Genomic DNA, 16,095 nt, shown 5'->3' with positions numbered 1-16,095 from the left:
CGAGTCCTGCATAGCAAAAAAGGAGATGCCGCGGCATCTCCTTTTTCATTTTCAGGGCTACACGCCCTGAAAATCTATTTACGAATGATCGCGCTGATCCGCCTGCGCAATCGCCGCATCGTGCACGGCCAACTCCTGATCCGCATCAATCGCCTTGCCATCCAGCTGACGATGCAATTGCACTTCATCCAGCTCGCCGGTCCATTTCGCCACGATCAGGGTCGCCACGCCGTTGCCGATGGTATTCGTCAGTGCGCGCGCTTCAGACATGAAGCGGTCGATACCGAGGATCAGCGCCAGGCCTGCCACAGGTACGTGGCCGACCGCCGACAAGGTTGCCGCCAGCACGATGAAGCCGCTGCCGGTAACGCCTGCGGCGCCCTTGGAGGTCAACAGCAAGACCGCCAGCAAGGTCAGTTGCTGCATCAGCGTCATCGGCGTGTCGGTGGCCTGGGCGATGAATACCGCGGCCATGGTCAGGTAGATCGAGGTGCCATCCAGGTTGAAGGAATAACCGGTTGGAATCACCAAGCCGACCACCGATTTCTTGGCGCCCAGGTTTTCCAGCTTGCCCATCAGGCGTGGCAGCACCGATTCCGACGACGAAGTGCCGAGTACGATCAGCAGTTCTTCCTTGATGTACTTGACGAACTTCCAGACACTGAAGCCGTGAAACCTGGCAACCGCGCCCAATACGCCGAAGATGAACAGCAGACATGTCAGATAGAACGCGCCCATCAACTGGCCCAGCGACAGCAATGAGCCGAGGCCGTATTTGCCGATGGTGAACGCCATCGCGCCGAAAGCGCCGATCGGAGCAACCTTCATGATCAGGCCAACCATGCCGAACAGCACGTGCGAAAATTTTTCGACAAAATCAAACACCAGCGTGCCGCGGCCGCCGAATTTATGCAGCGAGAAACCGAACAGTATCGCGATCAGCAACACTTGCAGGATTTCATTCTTGGCGAAAGCGTCGACCATGCTGCTGGGGATGATGTGGAAGAAGAAATCGGCAGTCGATTCCATCTTGCCCGGACCGGTGTAAGCCGCGATGCTCTTGGCATCCAATGTCGAGAGATCGATATGCATGCCGGTACCCGGATGCCAGACATTGACCACGATCAGGCCGAGAATCAGCGCCACGGTGCTCATGATTTCAAAGTACAGCAAGGCCAGGCCGCCGGTCTTGCCGACCTTCTTCATGTCTTCCATGCCGGCGATGCCGATCACCACGGTGCAGAAAATCACCGGTGCGATGATCATCTTGATCAGCTTGATGAAGCCGTCGCCGAGCGGCTTCATGGCGGCCCCGGTTTCCGGATAAAAATATCCCAGCACGACGCCGATCACGATGGCGGTCAATACCTGTACATAGAGTGATTTGTAGAGCGCTGGTTTTGCCATTTGTCCCCTCCGATTAGATTACGTTTTTTTTAGAATATCGCCGCCGCCAAATGACGCGACCGGCGCCGATCATACTGCCCTGCTGTTGAATCTTGCTGCTGAATCTTTCCTTGCATCATTCCGCTTGCGCATGCTCCCCGACACCTTGAGCGGAAAGATGGAAAAAAGAGCGCAACTTTAGCTGATAACGCTACCGCCACTCAAGTTATTTACGTGCATCGGCAAGAAATTGTGTTTTATGCAATCATCTTGCAGCACATCTCTTGAATTGGCGACCTTGAATATAATTGCATTCTGTTCTGTATTGCTCTTCAAGTAAATTCCTGCGTGAGATATTTATCCGGCAAGACTTGAGATAGCCTTGTCACAATGTTTGTGTATCTTGCGTGGTGGAGATGACTTTTTAATTGCAATTTAAACAATTCTGTATTTTGCGCCGCAGCTAAAAACGAAGCTCGACGCAAGAGAAGGAAAGTAACGGCAACCTTTCGCTTGTTTGCGCTGTCACAGACAAGCCGTACACCAGCAGGTCTTTTCATAACGAGGAAGATAAATGACTGAAAACGATGTCCGTAAAAATGCTTTTGCGATGCCTATCCACAATCCGGCCTTTCCTCCCGGCCCTTATCGCTTCGTTAACCGTGAATTCCTGATCATCACTTACCGCACCGATCCGGAAGCGCTCAAGAAAATCATCCCGGCGCCGTTGCAATTCACGGATCCGATCGTCAAGTTCGAATTCATCAAGATGCCTGACTCGACCGGTTTCGGCCATTATTGCGAATCGGGGCAAGTCATCCCGGTGACGCTGGACGGCGTCGCCGGCGGCTATGTGCACAGCATGTTTCTGAACGATCATCCGCCGATCGCGGGCGGCCGTGAACTGTGGGGCTTCCCCAAGAAACTGGGCAATCCGGAGTTGAAGGTGCATACCGACACGCTGATGGGTACGCTGGACTATAGCGATTTCCGGGTCGCCACCGGCACCATGGGCTTCAAGCACAAGGCGCTCGATCCGGATGCGATCAAGAAATCGCTGGAAACCCCTGCCTTCCTGCTGAAGATCATTCCGCATGTCGATGGCACTCCACGCATCTGCGAACTGGTACAGTACAGCCTGACCGACATCACCGTGAAAGGCGCCTGGAGCGGTCCTGGCGCGCTCGACCTGCATCCGCATGCGCTGGCGCCGGTCGCCGATTTGCCGGTGCTGGAAATCATCTCTGCTGTACACATCTTGACCGACCTGACTTTGCCGCTGGGCACGGTCGCTTACGACTATCTTGCCAAATAAGTTATCGAACAAGTCACTGAACAACCAAGTTAATTCTCAATGAAGGAAATGCCATGTCACTCAAAGATAAAGTTGCACTGATTACCGGTTCCGCCAGCGGCATCGGCAAGGAAATCGCCATCGAATACGCACGCGCCGGCGCCAAGGTCGTGATCGCCGACCTGGCCTTGGATGCCGCCACTGCTACCGCTAATGAAATCAACCAATCGGGCGGCGTCGCCATGGCGGTCGCCATGAACGTCACCGACGAAGCACAGGTCGACAAAGGCATTGCCGACGCCGTCGCCAACTTTGGCAGCATCGATGTGCTGATCAGCAACGCCGGGATCCAGATCATCGCCCCTATCGTCGATTCGACCTTGGATAACTGGAAGAAAATGCTGGCGATCCATCTCGACGGCGCCTACCTGACCACCCGCGCCGCAATGCGCGAAATGATCAAGCAGGGCAATGGCGGCGCCATCATTTACATGGGATCGGTCCATTCGCACGAAGGTTCGCCGCTGAAAGCGCCTTACGTCACCGCCAAGCACGGCTTGATCGGCCTGGCCAAAGTGGTCGCCAAGGAAGGCGCCAAGAACAAGATCCGCGCCAATGTCATCTGCCCGGGTTTTGTCCGTACGCCGCTGGTGGAAAAGCAGATTCCGGAGCAAGCCAAGGAACTCGGCATCACCGAAGACCAGGTGATCAAGACCGTGATGCTGAAAGATACCGTGGACGGTGAATTCACCACCACCCACGATGTCGCGCAAACTGCAATTTTCCTGGGGGGCTTCGAATCCAATGCACTGACCGGCCAATCGATCGTGGTCAGCCACGGCTGGTTCATGCAATAATCACCTTCGCAGTCATGTAGATAAACAAAAAGGCAAGAAACGTTTCTTGCCTTTTTCATTTCTTGTCCTTTTACGGCATTGCCTTTTTATGGCATTGCCCTCGCAATTGACACTGCAAAACACTGATCCGAGAATTTATTTTGAACGCATCTTATTATTTGTCCCGGACCGCCAGGCAACTATGGCTGAAATACTGCCTGTCATGCCTGTTGCTGCTGACCGGCAGCCCTGCTCTGCTGGCAAAAAACATCCCGGCAAAAGCGCCCTTGGGGGCACCCGCATTCGCCACCAGGCAGGCTGCGCTGGCGGCGCTGCCGCCGCTGATGCTGTGGGTATGGGAACGGCCGGACGATACCAGCTCCTGGCTCGGCAACGGCGCCAGGCAATCAAAACCGGCAGAGGCAAGCGACACGCCCGGCACATCGCTGCAAGCGCAGCGCATCGGCGTAGCCGTGCTGGACACCACCGTGCTGCTGCGCGACGGCAGCGCCACTGTGCGGCGCCGCCAGCAACCGTTGCGCCTGCCGCCCGAATGGTATGCGGCCAGCGGCTTGCTGCCGAAAGCGCCGGTAGTCACCATCGTCCATATCGACATGGCGCGCGGGCCGCACAAGCCGGCCCTCAACAACAAACAGAAACAGCTGATCGTCAACGCCGTGGTAGCCGCCGCAACGCGTAGTCCGAGCCAGGTGGTACAGCTGGATTTCGAAGTCATGCATAGCCAGAAGCCGTTCCTGGCCGACGTCGTCCAGCGCAGCCGCGCGGCGCTGCCGGACAATGTCGCGCTGTCGATTACCGCTCTGGCATCCTGGTGCGTAGGCGACGCCTGGCTGGCCGATCTGCCGGTCGATGAAATCGTGCCGATGGCGTTCCGCATGGCGACCGATGGCGAGCGCATGCGCGAGATCCTCGACCAGGATGGCCGCCTGCCGCGCCCGGAATGCCAGCCTAGCCTGGGCTTGTCGCTGGACGAGCAGCCGTGGCCGAACAAACTGCGCAGCCAGCGCCTGTATCTGTTTAACCGCACCGCCTGGTCCGCCACGCCGATGGCAAGCTGGTCAGTGCGCCTGGGCTCGGTTCTGCCGTAGACCAGGAACTCTGCAATTGGTATTGAGCCGGACTATTGAGCTGGACTATTGAGCGAGACGGATAGTTAGTGCAAGGACAAACCGGCGTCGAGCGTGCGCGGCGCCGGGTACACCTTGACCAGCACGATCCGCGGGCCGTTCATTTTCTTGACCACGATTTCGAAGCCGTCGAAGACGATTTTCTGTCCTTCGTGCGGCAGATCGCCCAGCTTGGCCATGATCAGGCCGCCAACCGAATCGACATCTTCATCGCCGTCGATGACGACGTCGATGCCCAGGATCCGCTCCAGGCTGAAGATCGGCAAGCTACCCTTACCGAGCAATGTGCCGTCGTCCAGGCGGCTCCATTCGTTGTCGTTACGGCGGAATTCATCGCGAATCTCGCCCACCATCGCACCCAGTATATTGTCGAGCGTGATAAACCCTTCCGGCTTGCTGCCCTTTTTGCCGATGATGGCAAAATGCGGCGCGCCGGTACGGAAGCGGCGGAACAGTTCCAGCGCAGGCATGCGATCGGAGACATATTCCACCGGCCGCAAGAAGCTATTCAAGCTGTCGATCGGCTTGCCTTCCTGCTGTGCGATGAACAGGTCCTTGAGGTGGATCACGCCCAGCACGTTGACGCCGTTCTGGTCGAAGAACGGGTAGCGGCTGAAGCGGTGACGATAAATGGTCTGCAGGTTTTCCTGCAGGCTGGCAGATTGATGCAGGGCCGTGATCTCATTGATCGGGCGCATCAGGTCGGACACTTCCAGCTCGCTGAAGTCCAGCGATTGCGCCAGCACATTCCATTCATCGCGGTTGAATTTCTCACCGGCAGTGTGGCTGCCGCGCAGGATCAACTTCAACTCATCCGCAGAATACTGCGAATCGTGACCATGGGCGCCTGCCAGACCGGCCACGCGCAAGATCCAGTTGGCGCTCGCGTTGAGCGCCCAGATGGCCGGATACATGGCCCAGTAAAAACCGTACAGCGGCAGCGCGCACCACAGGCCGATCACTTCCGGATTGCGGATGGCGACAGTCTTCGGCGCGAGTTCGCCGATGACGATGTGCAGGAAAGAAATCAGGAAGAAAGCGAAGAAAAACGATATGCCGTGTATCAGGTCCGGCGAGCTGACGCCCAGCATGCCGAACACCGGTTGCAGCAAGCTGGCGAAAGCCGGCTCGCCGATCCAGCCGAGGCCTAGCGAAGCGAGTGTGATGCCGAGTTGGCAGGCGGACAGGTAGGCGTCCAGCTGGCGGTGCACGATGGCCAGGATGCGGCCGCGCAAGCCTTGGGTCTTGGCGATGGCGCGGATGCGGGTCTGGCGTAATTTGACTAAACCGAATTCGGCAGCAACAAAAAAACCGTTGAGTGCTACCAGAAATAATGCTGCGATAACCAATAACAGGTTGTTCAATGAATCTCTTTCATGGGTAATGACGGATTACAAGTATAGGCGACGATGGCGTTTTCGACAAAACCGGCGTTCTTCAACGCCCTTCAAGAAAAATGGGGCAGAGTCGTTTACGCAGCAAAACCGCATAAAACCCTGCCCCACCCCGGCGCCGCACATGGCTGGCGCCCTTATCTGTCTTTTTGCTATAGCGTGGTCGCCAGCGCACACTGCCGGTAATGTTCGGCGGCCAGCTCCTGCTGGTCGATCGCTTCATGCAACTGTCCCAGCCGCAAATGGGCTTCACGCACCGTGGCGGGCGCCACCGCATCCGACAAAGCCTGTTCCAGGTGACGCTGGGCCTTGCCCCACAGTTTTTGCTTGAAGCAGAAGCTGCCCAGGGTCAACGCCAGCTCGGCGTCATTCGGCGCCTTGATTGCCCAGCGCTCGCAGTGTTCGATCTGCGCCAGCAATTCAGGCGTGGCCTCTGCCGCAACCGCATCGCGGTAGGTCGCCAGCAAGCGCTGGTCCCACTCGGCCGCCATCGCTTTTTCGACGATGGCGCGCGCCTCGGCGTGCAAACCGCACTTGTTGAAAGCATTGGCGCCGCGCATGGCGATGAATGGCTTGATGCGGTCATCGCTCGGCACCGTGGCCCAGAATCGTGCGATCGACTCGGCGTCATGCGCTTCATCGGACAATAAACCGTCGTAAGCCAATTCGCGCAGGCGTGTCGACAAGGCCGGATGCAAGGCATCGTGCTTGTTCAGCGTGCGCACCAGGCGCAGCACTTCTGGCCAGTTCTTGGCTTGCTGGTTGGCTTTCAGCGCCAGCCGCAAAGCGTGGATGTGGCGCGTGCCGCGGGCGTTCAGCTCACTCACCGCTTGCAGCGCAGCCTGCGATTTGTGCTCGTCCACCAGCAAATCCAGGGTGGTGATCAGTCGCGCGGTTTTCAGCGGCTCGTCGTCTTCGATGCTGGCCAGCCAGATATCGCGCCGCTCGGGTTGCCCCATGCGGTGCGCAGCGCGAGCGCCGATCAGCGCCGCCACACCCAGGTTGTCCGGCAGTTCGGCCGCACGGGTGGCAGCCTTTTCGGCCTGACCGAAACGGCCTTCGAACAAGGATTTTAGCGAATCGCGCAAGGCGTTGTTGGCTGTGGTTTCACGTTTGCCACGGCGATAGCCGATGACGCGCGCAGGCAATTTCTGGGTCACCCGGATAGCCCTGATCACCACATACAGAAGGATGAACAGGATCAACAGCAAAACAACGAAGAAATTCAGTGAAAGGTCAATCCGGTACGGTGGGAAAAACAGCACCACATTACCGGGGTTGTAACGCGCCACCACGGCCAGGCCGATGGCAACCGCAAACAGAGCAACAAGCCGGAGAAAGAATCGCATAGGACTATGGCTTGCCTTTGTAAGTACGGATCGCCGTGGGGCTATCCAGCGCCGGCATGGTGATCGAAAGATCGCTGCTCTGGACTTGCTTGAGCAGGGTTTGCACCGCCTGCGTCTGCTTGGCGCGGGTGTCGAAATATTTGGTGATGGTTTCTTGCGCGGCGATCAGATCGCTGCGGAAGGCCGATTCGTTGCGCGACAACAGACCCAGGCGTGCATTCAGCAAACGCAGCTTGAGGTTTTCGCGGGCGTAGTAAGCCTGGGTCGGCGACAACAGCAAAGCCTCCGGGGTCGCCACGGTGCGCACCCGTATCAGCTGGCTGATCTCGGTCCACATCTCCGAGCTCCAGCTTTGCCACAGATCATGTACACGGTTTTTCCAGTCGGTCACCACGGCATCGGTTGATGCTTGCGATTTGGCGAGATTGGCATTGGCGGCAGCCTTGGCCGGTTTGGCGTTGCTGTTGGGAAGCGGCTGATTGCTTGGCTGGCTGACGCCGAAAATCGGCTTTTCATCGGACAACAGCGGCATGCTGTCGATCTGACCGATGACGCTGTCGAGACGCACGGCGATGCCGGTCACGTCCAGCGTCGGCAAGGCCTTGAGCTTTTCGATGTCGCTGGCGATGGCGCGGCGGACGATGATGAATTGCGGCTTGTCGGAGCGCGACAGGTTCTTGTCGGCGTTTTGCAAGGCGATCAAGGCGCCCTTTACGTTACCGGCCAATTGCAGCTGCTGGCTGGCAGTCGATAGCACTTCTTCCACTTCGGACAAGGCTTGCTCGTCGCCGTTCTTCGACAAATCCTTATACAGCTGCTCCAAAGCCAGTTGCTGGCTTTGCGATTCGAGCTGCTTGCTTTCCAGCACGCTGACCTTGCCTTCCAGCGCCTTGCTGCCGTCTTGCACAGACTTCATCAGCACCTTGGTTTCGGTATTGCTGCTATCGCCGACTTGCAGGCGGCGGGCGATTTCCTGGCGCAGCCGGTTGTTTTCGTTATGCATCACCCACCATTGGCCGGCGACCAGCAAGGCTAGCACCAGCAATGCCAGGTACACCAGGCCAAGCCTGCCTGCGCTTTTACCGCTATTGACCGGATAAGGCTGCAGCACAGGCTGCGCCCCTGAGGACGGCGATGGCGCCGCACTGACGGCAGGACCAGCGGACTGGTTCAATTCTGGAGTGGGTATCGATTCGTTCATAGCGGGAATTGTAACGCGTCGAGCAGCCGTTCGTCGCCTGAGCCGGTCAGAGTAACGTCAGTAAATCCAAGCGCATGTGCTGTTTCGGCAATGCGGGCATGTGGGACAAGGAGATGCTGCTGTTGGATTTTTGCAACACCGGTCCCGCTTTCGACCTGCCGCACCAGTTCCACCAGATGCCGCAGCGCTTCCGAACTGGTGACTATCCAGTCGCTTTGGCTATTCAGCAATTGCAACAGCCGGGCTTTAAGGACCACATCAAGTTGCGGCGCCTGCCGCCGGTAAGCGGCGACGGCTTGCACCTTGATGCCTGCCGCCAGCAGCGTGTCGGCAAAAAAATCGCGGCCGCTCTCGCCGCGCACCAGCAACACTTGAGTGTCATGTAGCGCGTCAAGGTCAAGCGCCTGCAACAAGCCTTCCGAATCGGTCCTGGCAGGATCGGGCGGGCTGAAGATGGTGACGTTGTCGGCTGTCAGACCATGCCTGGCCAAGGCTGCCCGGCTGCCTTCGCCGACAATCCCGATCGCCACCTGCCGCGGCCAGCTGGAAATGTAGCGCATGGCGGCATCGATTGCGTTCGGGCTGACAAACACTACCAGGGCGTAGCTATCGAGCTTTGCCAGCACTCTCTGCAAAGGCGCGCTATCGCTCAACGGCAGGATTTCAAGCAAGGGGAAGATGACCGGCTGGCGGCCGCGCGCAGTAATCTGCTGCGCCAGCGCGGTGGCTTGCGCCGCCGGCCGGGTGATGACGACCGGATGCAAGGTGGAATTAGTCTGCATGACGGCTGCGCAGTCGCCAGGGTTGGTAACCGCTTTGCAGGCCGGACATCAGGCGTCCCGGCAAAGCGCCAGGATCTCCGCCGCACCCTGCGCCGCCAGATCCTCTGCGATTTTGACGCCCAGGGCCTGCGGCGCATCGGCGCTGCCGCTGGCGTCCGCGCAGATCGCCCGGCGGCCGTCCGGAGTTCCGATCATGGCGCGCAAGCGCATCTGATCGCCGTCGATGGCGGCAAACGCCGCCAACGGAATCTGGCAGCTGCCGCCGAAAGCGCGCGACAAGGTCCGTTCGGCGGTGACGGCCCGCTCGGTTGGCAGATGATTCAACGGGGCCAGGATTTGCATCAGATCGGCACGGTCTTCGCCTATTTCAATCGCCATTGCCCCTTGCCCCGGCGCGGGCAAGCTTTGCTCAGGCTCGATCAGCGCCTTGATCCGCGCCGCCAGGCCCAGCCGTTTGAGCCCGGCGGCGGCCAGGATGATGGCGGCATATTCGCCGCGGTCCAGCTTGGACAGCCGGGTATCCAGGTTGCCGCGCAAAGGCTTGATCTGCAACAGCGGGAAGCGCGCTGCGATCAAGGCCTGGCGGCGCAGGCTGCTGGTGCCGACGACCGCGCCCGCCGGCAATTCTTCAAGCGACGCATAGTCATTTGAAACGAAGGCATCGCGCGGGTCTTCGCGCTCAAGCACCGCCGCCAGGGTAAAGCCGGGCGGCAAATCCATCGGCATGTCCTTCAGCGAATGCACCGCCAGATCGGCGCGGCCTTCCGCCATCGCCACTTCCAGTTCCTTCACGAACAAGCCCTTGCCGCCGACTTTGGACAAGGTCCGGTCAAGAATTTGATCGCCACGGGTAGTTATGCCGAGGATTTCTATATTACAGTCTGGATATAATGCAGATAACCGGGCGCGCACGTGTTCCGCTTGCCACATGGCCAGCCGGCTTTCACGCGATGCGATCACTAACTTGGAAGGAGAAGGTATTTTCGACACAGGTTCTTTCGGATTTTAGCTATGCAGCAAATGCAGCCAGGACAGAGTTATCTAATCGCCAACGGGTTTCATCCAAACACGTAACGAAGCGCAAGCGCACTCAATATGTACCACATATTTTTGCGCCGGATTTTAGCATGCGCTCTCTGCTGTCACAGTTGTACTCCGTATATCGTATTAGATATATAGCAAGCGTTTGGCAAGTTATAAGTAGTTACAAGCCCTTCCTTTCCCACCCCAGAAAAGCTGATTGCACTCGTTATTATGGCAAAACAATTGAATTCTGCTGTCCAGGTAAAAAAATCCGCTCCCAACAAAGATGCGCCGCTAAAAGAAGATATTCGCCTGCTGGGCCGCTTGCTGGGCGATGTGCTGCGTGAACAAGAGGGCGATGCGGTATTCGAAGTGGTGGAAACCATTCGCCAGACGGCGGTGCGCTTCCGGCGCGAGTCCGACCCGCAAGCCGGCACCGATCTCGACAAGCTGTTGAAAAAACTCACCCGCGACCAGACCAATTCGGTGGTGCGGGCATTTTCCTATTTTTCGCATCTGGCCAATATCGCCGAAGACCAGCATCACAACCGTCGCCGCCGCGCGCATTTGCTGGCAGGCTCGGCGCCGCAACCCGGCAGCGTTGCCCATGCCCTAAGCAAACTGGATGATGCCGGCGTCTCCGGCGCCACGGTGCGCAACTTTCTGAAAGACGCGCTGATTTCGCCGGTGCTGACCGCGCATCCGACCGAAGTGCAACGCAAGAGCATCCTGGACGCAGAGCGTGAAATCGCCCGTCTGCTGGCCGAGCGCGACCGTCCGCTGACCGCCAAGGAACTGCGCGACAACACCGAACTGCTGCGCGGCCGTATCGCCACCTTGTGGCAAACCCGCATGCTGCGCTATACCAAACTGACCGTCGCCGATGAAATCGAAAACGCGCTGTCCTACTACCGCATCACTTTCCTGCGCGAGTTGCCGGCACTGTACGATGACATCGAAGGCGAAATCGCCACCCAGTTTCCGACCCGTGGCCGCCAAGGCAGCGCCACCGGTGAACTGGCGCCGTTCGTGCAGATGGGCAGCTGGATCGGCGGCGACCGCGACGGCAATCCGAATGTCAACGCCGGCACCATGCAGCGCGCGCTGACGAGGCAATCGACCACCATTTTCGATTTCTACCTGGAAGAAGTGCACGCCCTCGGCGCCGAATTGTCGGTATCGACCCTGATGGTGAGCGTCAACCAGGAATTGCTGACGCTGGCGGAAAATTCGCCGGATACGTCGGACCACCGTTCCGACGAACCTTACCGCCGTGCGCTGATCGGCATCTACGCCCGCCTGGCCTCGACCGCGCGTGAACTCGGCGCCACCAATATCCTGCGCCAGGAAGTTGGCGCCGCCGCCCACTATGCGACGCCGCAAGAATTTACGCGGGAATTGCAGATCGTCGAAGATTCGCTGCGCGCGCACCATGGCAGCGCCTTGGTCAAGCCGCGGCTGGCGACGCTCAAGCGCGCTTCCGAGATTTTCGGTTTCCATCTGGCGTCGCTCGATATGCGCCAGAGCTCCGATGTGCATGAGCGGGTACTGTCCGAACTGTTCGCGCAAGCGCAAGTAGAAGGCGCCTACGACAAGCTCACCGAAGAGCAGAAGATCGAACTGCTGCTGGCAGAACTGGCCAAGCCGCGTCTGTTGTATTCGCCCTATATCGCGTATTCCGACGAAACGGTTTCAGAACTGTCGATCCTGCGCGCTGCCGGCGAAATGCGGCAACGCTACGGCGCCCGCTCGATCCGCAATTACATCATCTCGCATACTGAAACCGTATCTGACCTGTTGGAAGTCTTGTTGCTGCAACAGGAAACCGGCCTGCTGCGCCCTGACACCAAAGGCAGCAAGGCCGGCAAAGATGCCGGTGCGCTGGAGGTCATGGTAATTCCGCTGTTCGAAACCATTCCCGACCTGCGCCGCGCTGCGGCCATCATGGAGCAATTCATGGCCCTGCCGCCAGTGGAGCGCCTGATCGCCAAGCAAGGCAAGCTGCAGGAAGTGATGCTGGGTTATTCCGATTCCAACAAGGACGGCGGCTTCCTGACTTCCAACTGGGAGTTGTACAAGGCCGAGATCCAACTGGTGCGCGTGTTCGACCGCGCCGGCGTCAAACTGCGCCTGTTCCATGGCCGTGGCGGCACGGTGGGTCGCGGCGGCGGTCCGAGCTACCAGGCAATCCTGGCGCAACCGCCGGGTACAGTCAACGGCCAGATCCGTTTGACCGAACAAGGCGAAATCATCGCGTCCAAATTTTCCAACCCGGAAATCGGTCGCCGCAACCTGGAATTATTAGTCGCGGCAACGCTGGAAGCCAGCCTGATGCCGAACACCGCAGACAGCAAGCAGATGAAGAAGCTGGGCGAGTTCGAGGAATTGATGGATGGCTTGTCGGAACGCGCCTATCAGTCGTATCGCAACCTGGTCTATGAAACCCCGGGCTTCACGGATTACTTTTTCGCCGCGACGCCGATTGCCGAGATCGCCGAACTGAACATCGGTTCGCGCCCTGCTTCGCGCAAATCGACCCGCCGCATCGAAGACTTGCGGGCGATTCCATGGGGCTTTTCCTGGGGCCAGTGCCGTCTGTTGCTACCGGGCTGGTACGGCTTCGGCAGCGCCATCGAAAGCTGGCTGGAAGAAGGCAACGACGCCAAGCTAAAAACCCAGAAGCTGGCGACTTTGCGCGCCATGTACAAGGAATGGCCGTTCTTCGCCACCCTGTTGTCGAACATGGACATGGTGCTATCCAAGACCGACCTGGCGGTGGCTTCGCGCTACGCCGGGCTGGTCACCGACCGCAAGCTGCGCAACAGCATCTTCAAGCGCATCGTCGATGAGCATGAGCGCACCAGTAGCATCCTGTCGGCGATTACCGGCGCCAAGGACCGCTTATCGGGCAACCCGCTATTGGCACGTTCGATCAAGAACCGCTTCGCTTATCTGGATCCACTGAATCACTTGCAGGTCGAACTGATCAAGCGCCACCGCAGCGTTACCGCGGCTGGCCGTACGACCGAGGAAAGAGTGAAGCGCGGTATCCATTTGAGCATCAACGGCATTGCTGCAGGCTTGCGTAATACCGGCTAGCAAGACAGAAGGGGCCGGCAACGCCGGCTCCCCCTTCAATTCATGCCAAGCAGTTTCTTCACTACCGGCAAGCCGTCATCGCCGGTACGTGTCTTTACACCACTTAGCCACGCTTGCAACAACTCGGGATGCAGCTTCAGTTGCCGTGCCGCGGCCGTCTTGGCGTCGATTTTTTGTTCCAGCACCTCGTTGATGATCTTGTTTTCAAGATCGACAGTAAATTCCAGCTGGCTAAAAAACCTGCCGACGTTCGGGCATTGCGTCGCATACGATTTGCGCGCCAGCGTATTGACGGTCGCATTGCCATAATCGGGACCGAAATAGGCGTCGCCGCCATTCAGGTAGACGAGCTGGAATTTCGTGTTCATCAGATGCGGCTCCCAGGCCAGGAACACGATCCATTCCTTGGCCGCTACCTTGCGCGCCACCTGGCTCAGCATGCTCTGCTCGCTCGACTCCACCAGTTTCCAGTCGTTCAGGCCGAACGACTTCGCCTCCAGCATGGTCTTGATATTCTGGTTGGCCGGCGCGCCGGTCTCGATCCCGTAGATCTTGCGCTCGAATTTATCCTGGAACCTGACAAGATCGCTGAAGGACTTGACGCCGGCTGCTGCGACATAGGCCGGCACCGCCAGCGTGAACTTGGCGTGCGCGAGATTGGCATGCAGGATATCGAAGGCGCCCTGCTTCAGCTGCGCTTCCATCAATGGTTTTTGCGCCGGCATCCAGTTACCGAGGAAAACATCGATCTGGCCTTTTTTCAATCCGATGAAAGTGATCGGCACGGATAAATGGTCCACCTTCTGCTCATAACCGAGCGCGCCCAGTACAATTCCTGCAGCCGCGTTGGTCGCGGTGATGTCGCTCCAGCCGGGGTCGGCCATGCGCACCAGCTTGCAGGCGTCGGCTTCGGCGCTCAACGCACTTTGGCTGCCGCAGATAATCAGCACCGCCAGCGTCAATAAAAAAGTTTTTCTCAACATGATCGTCCCCCGTCGCCTAGTTGGATTTGACTGCGGGAAAGCGCGCCATCGCTTCCAGCTTGTCGAGATCGATGTGGTTGCGCATGAAACGCCGGCTGGCGTCTTGCACCGGCTGATAATCCCAGTGCTCTTGCACTCCCTGGCTTTGCGCGGCGAAATGAAAGCGCCGCCGCCGCTGGCTGGCGACCACCTGCTCATGCAGCTTCGGCAAATTCCATCTTTGCCCGACCTCCTGGCGGAACTGTTTAAGGACGTCAGCGGATTCCGAATCATTTACCAGATTGTTCAGCTCGTAGCAATCATCCGGCAAATGGTAAAGCTGGTCAGGATCGACCGGCGAGTGCACGAACTTGTAGGGCCCGCGCCGGATCATCACGATCGGCGCCAGCGCGCCTTCGCCCAGATACTCGCCGATCACTTCATCATGCCCTGCCCGGCCTTGCACATGCGAGAAAAGGCTACGGCCGGCTATCGCTTCCGGATAGGCCGGCGCGTCGCCGTTGAAAGCCAGGTCCACCAGCGTCGGCAGGATATCCGCCAGCGATACCGATTCAGCCACGCGCCGTGGCTGGAAGCGTAGCGGTGCATGCACGATCAATGGCACTCGGGCGGCACCTTCGAAGAAATTCATCTTGTACCAGAGTCCGCGTTCACCCAGCATGTCGCCATGGTCGGCCAGCAGCAGGATGACAGTGTCATCGGCCACGCCACACTGCTCCAGCGTGCGTCGGATATGGCCGATCTGCTCGTCGACGTAGGAAACCGCGCCGTAGTAGGCATGGCGCGCGTTGCGGATTTGCTGTTGCGTGACCGGCGTGCTGTCCATGTCGCTCACATGCCGCAAACGCCGGGAATGCGGATCGAGCTGCGCGGGTTCCAGCGTCACGCGCGGCATATCGATGTCTTCGTCGCGGTACAAATTCCAGTATTGCCCGGCAATCGCGTAGGGATCGTGCGGGTGGGTCAGCGATACCAGCATGCAGAATGGCCGTTCATCGTCGTCGCGCGCCATGTCGAACAATTTTTGGCGGGCGGCGGCGACCACCTCTTCGTCGAAATCCAGCTGGTTGGTGCGGATGCAGGGGCCGGCGTCGATCACCGAACTCATGTTGTGATACCAGCTGGGCCGCTGCTCCGGCTTTTCCCAGTCCGGCGTCCAGCCAAAATCGGCGGGATAGATATCGGTCGTCAGCCGTTCTTCAAACCCGTGCAGCTGGTCGGCGCCGCAAAAATGCATCTTGCCTGCCAAGATGGTGCGATAACCGGCGTGGCGCAGGTAATGGCCGAAGGTCAGTACCTCAGCCCCAAGTTCGGCGGCGTTGTCGTAGGCGCCAATGGCCGAGGGCAGTTTGCCGGACATGAACACATAGCGCGACGGTGCGCACAGCGGGCTGTTGCTATAGGCGGAATCGAAAACCACGCCACCGGCGGCCAGCGCATCGATATTCGGCGTCTTGCAGACCCGGTTGCCGTAAGCCGCCAAGGCGGCGGGCGTCAGCTGGTCCGCCATCAGGATCAGGATATTCGGCTTGCTGCTCTTCATCAATATCTCCAGGCATTGGTTGGCTTTATGTATCGATTTAGTCTAGCATCGGCATTT

Annotated in this window: 12 protein-coding genes; 4 read left to right on the top strand and 8 right to left on the bottom strand. The window is 58.7% G+C overall.

What is annotated here, in order from left to right:
- Positions 1-78: 78 nt before the first annotated feature.
- Positions 79-1,407 (bottom strand): dicarboxylate/amino acid:cation symporter, encoded by a 1,329-nt coding sequence (locus ABI171_RS19930; RefSeq protein ID WP_348094279.1) that lies wholly within the window; start codon positions 1,405-1,407, stop codon positions 79-81.
- Positions 1,408-1,960: 553 nt separating this feature from the next.
- Here ABI171_RS19930 and ABI171_RS19925 point away from each other — a divergent pair.
- The 3 genes from ABI171_RS19925 to ABI171_RS19915 all read left to right on the top strand — a co-directional run bounded on the left by ABI171_RS19925 (position 1,961) and on the right by ABI171_RS19915 (position 4,625).
- Positions 1,961-2,701 carry an acetoacetate decarboxylase gene (locus ABI171_RS19925; protein WP_348094278.1) on the top strand — a complete coding sequence of 247 codons (741 nt, stop codon included), beginning with the start codon at positions 1,961-1,963 and terminating at the stop codon, positions 2,699-2,701.
- 53 nt (positions 2,702-2,754) lie between these two features.
- Positions 2,755-3,537 (top strand): 3-hydroxybutyrate dehydrogenase, encoded by a 783-nt coding sequence (locus ABI171_RS19920; RefSeq protein ID WP_348094277.1) that lies wholly within the window; start codon positions 2,755-2,757, stop codon positions 3,535-3,537.
- A 140-nt stretch (positions 3,538-3,677) separates the two neighbouring features.
- On the top strand, positions 3,678-4,625 hold the full coding sequence (locus tag ABI171_RS19915; protein WP_348094276.1) for a hypothetical protein: 948 nt from the start codon (positions 3,678-3,680) through the stop codon (positions 4,623-4,625).
- A gap of 65 nt (positions 4,626-4,690) precedes the next feature.
- Here the strand turns inward: ABI171_RS19915 and ABI171_RS19910 are convergent, their stop codons facing one another.
- The 5 genes from ABI171_RS19910 to hemC all read right to left on the bottom strand — a co-directional run bounded on the left by ABI171_RS19910 (position 4,691) and on the right by hemC (position 10,380).
- On the bottom strand, positions 4,691-6,028 hold the full coding sequence (locus ABI171_RS19910; protein ID WP_348094275.1) for a hemolysin family protein: 1,338 nt from the start codon (positions 6,026-6,028) through the stop codon (positions 4,691-4,693).
- A 182-nt stretch (positions 6,029-6,210) separates the two neighbouring features.
- On the bottom strand, positions 6,211-7,407 hold the full coding sequence (locus ABI171_RS19905; RefSeq protein ID WP_348094274.1) for a heme biosynthesis protein HemY: 1,197 nt from the start codon (positions 7,405-7,407) through the stop codon (positions 6,211-6,213).
- A 4-nt stretch (positions 7,408-7,411) separates the two neighbouring features.
- Complete coding sequence (locus ABI171_RS19900; protein WP_348094273.1) at positions 7,412-8,608, bottom strand: uroporphyrinogen-III C-methyltransferase; 1,197 nt, start codon at positions 8,606-8,608, stop codon at positions 7,412-7,414.
- Positions 8,605-9,390, bottom strand: a complete 786-nt coding sequence (locus ABI171_RS19895) for a uroporphyrinogen-III synthase (RefSeq protein WP_348094272.1) — start codon at positions 9,388-9,390, stop codon at positions 8,605-8,607. Before ABI171_RS19895 ends, ABI171_RS19900 begins: the two co-directional genes overlap by 4 nt.
- 48 nt (positions 9,391-9,438) lie before the next feature.
- Complete coding sequence (hemC, locus tag ABI171_RS19890) at positions 9,439-10,380, bottom strand: hydroxymethylbilane synthase (protein ID WP_348094271.1); 942 nt, start codon at positions 10,378-10,380, stop codon at positions 9,439-9,441.
- Between the two features lie 264 nt (positions 10,381-10,644).
- On the opposite strand from hemC, the gene ppc reads away from it, so the two are divergent.
- Entirely contained in the window at positions 10,645-13,512 is a 2,868-nt protein-coding gene (gene ppc / locus ABI171_RS19885) for a phosphoenolpyruvate carboxylase (protein WP_348094270.1), read from the top strand.
- A gap of 35 nt (positions 13,513-13,547) precedes the next feature.
- Here the strand turns inward: ppc and choX are convergent, their stop codons facing one another.
- Together choX and betC are read right to left on the bottom strand one after the other, a co-directional pair.
- Positions 13,548-14,495: a choline ABC transporter substrate-binding protein gene (gene choX / locus ABI171_RS19880; protein ID WP_348094269.1), complete on the bottom strand. Its 948-nt coding sequence runs from the start codon at positions 14,493-14,495 to the stop codon at positions 13,548-13,550.
- Positions 14,496-14,511: 16 nt separating this feature from the next.
- Positions 14,512-16,038, bottom strand: coding sequence for a choline-sulfatase (gene betC, locus ABI171_RS19875; protein ID WP_348094268.1), 1,527 nt, complete (start codon positions 16,036-16,038; stop codon positions 14,512-14,514).
- Positions 16,039-16,095 lie beyond the last annotated feature (57 nt).

Source organism: Collimonas sp., from assembly GCF_039923675.1.
Lineage (GTDB): Bacteria > Pseudomonadota > Gammaproteobacteria > Burkholderiales > Burkholderiaceae_D > Collimonas.
This window is presented reverse-complemented; position numbering and strand designations above follow the sequence as displayed.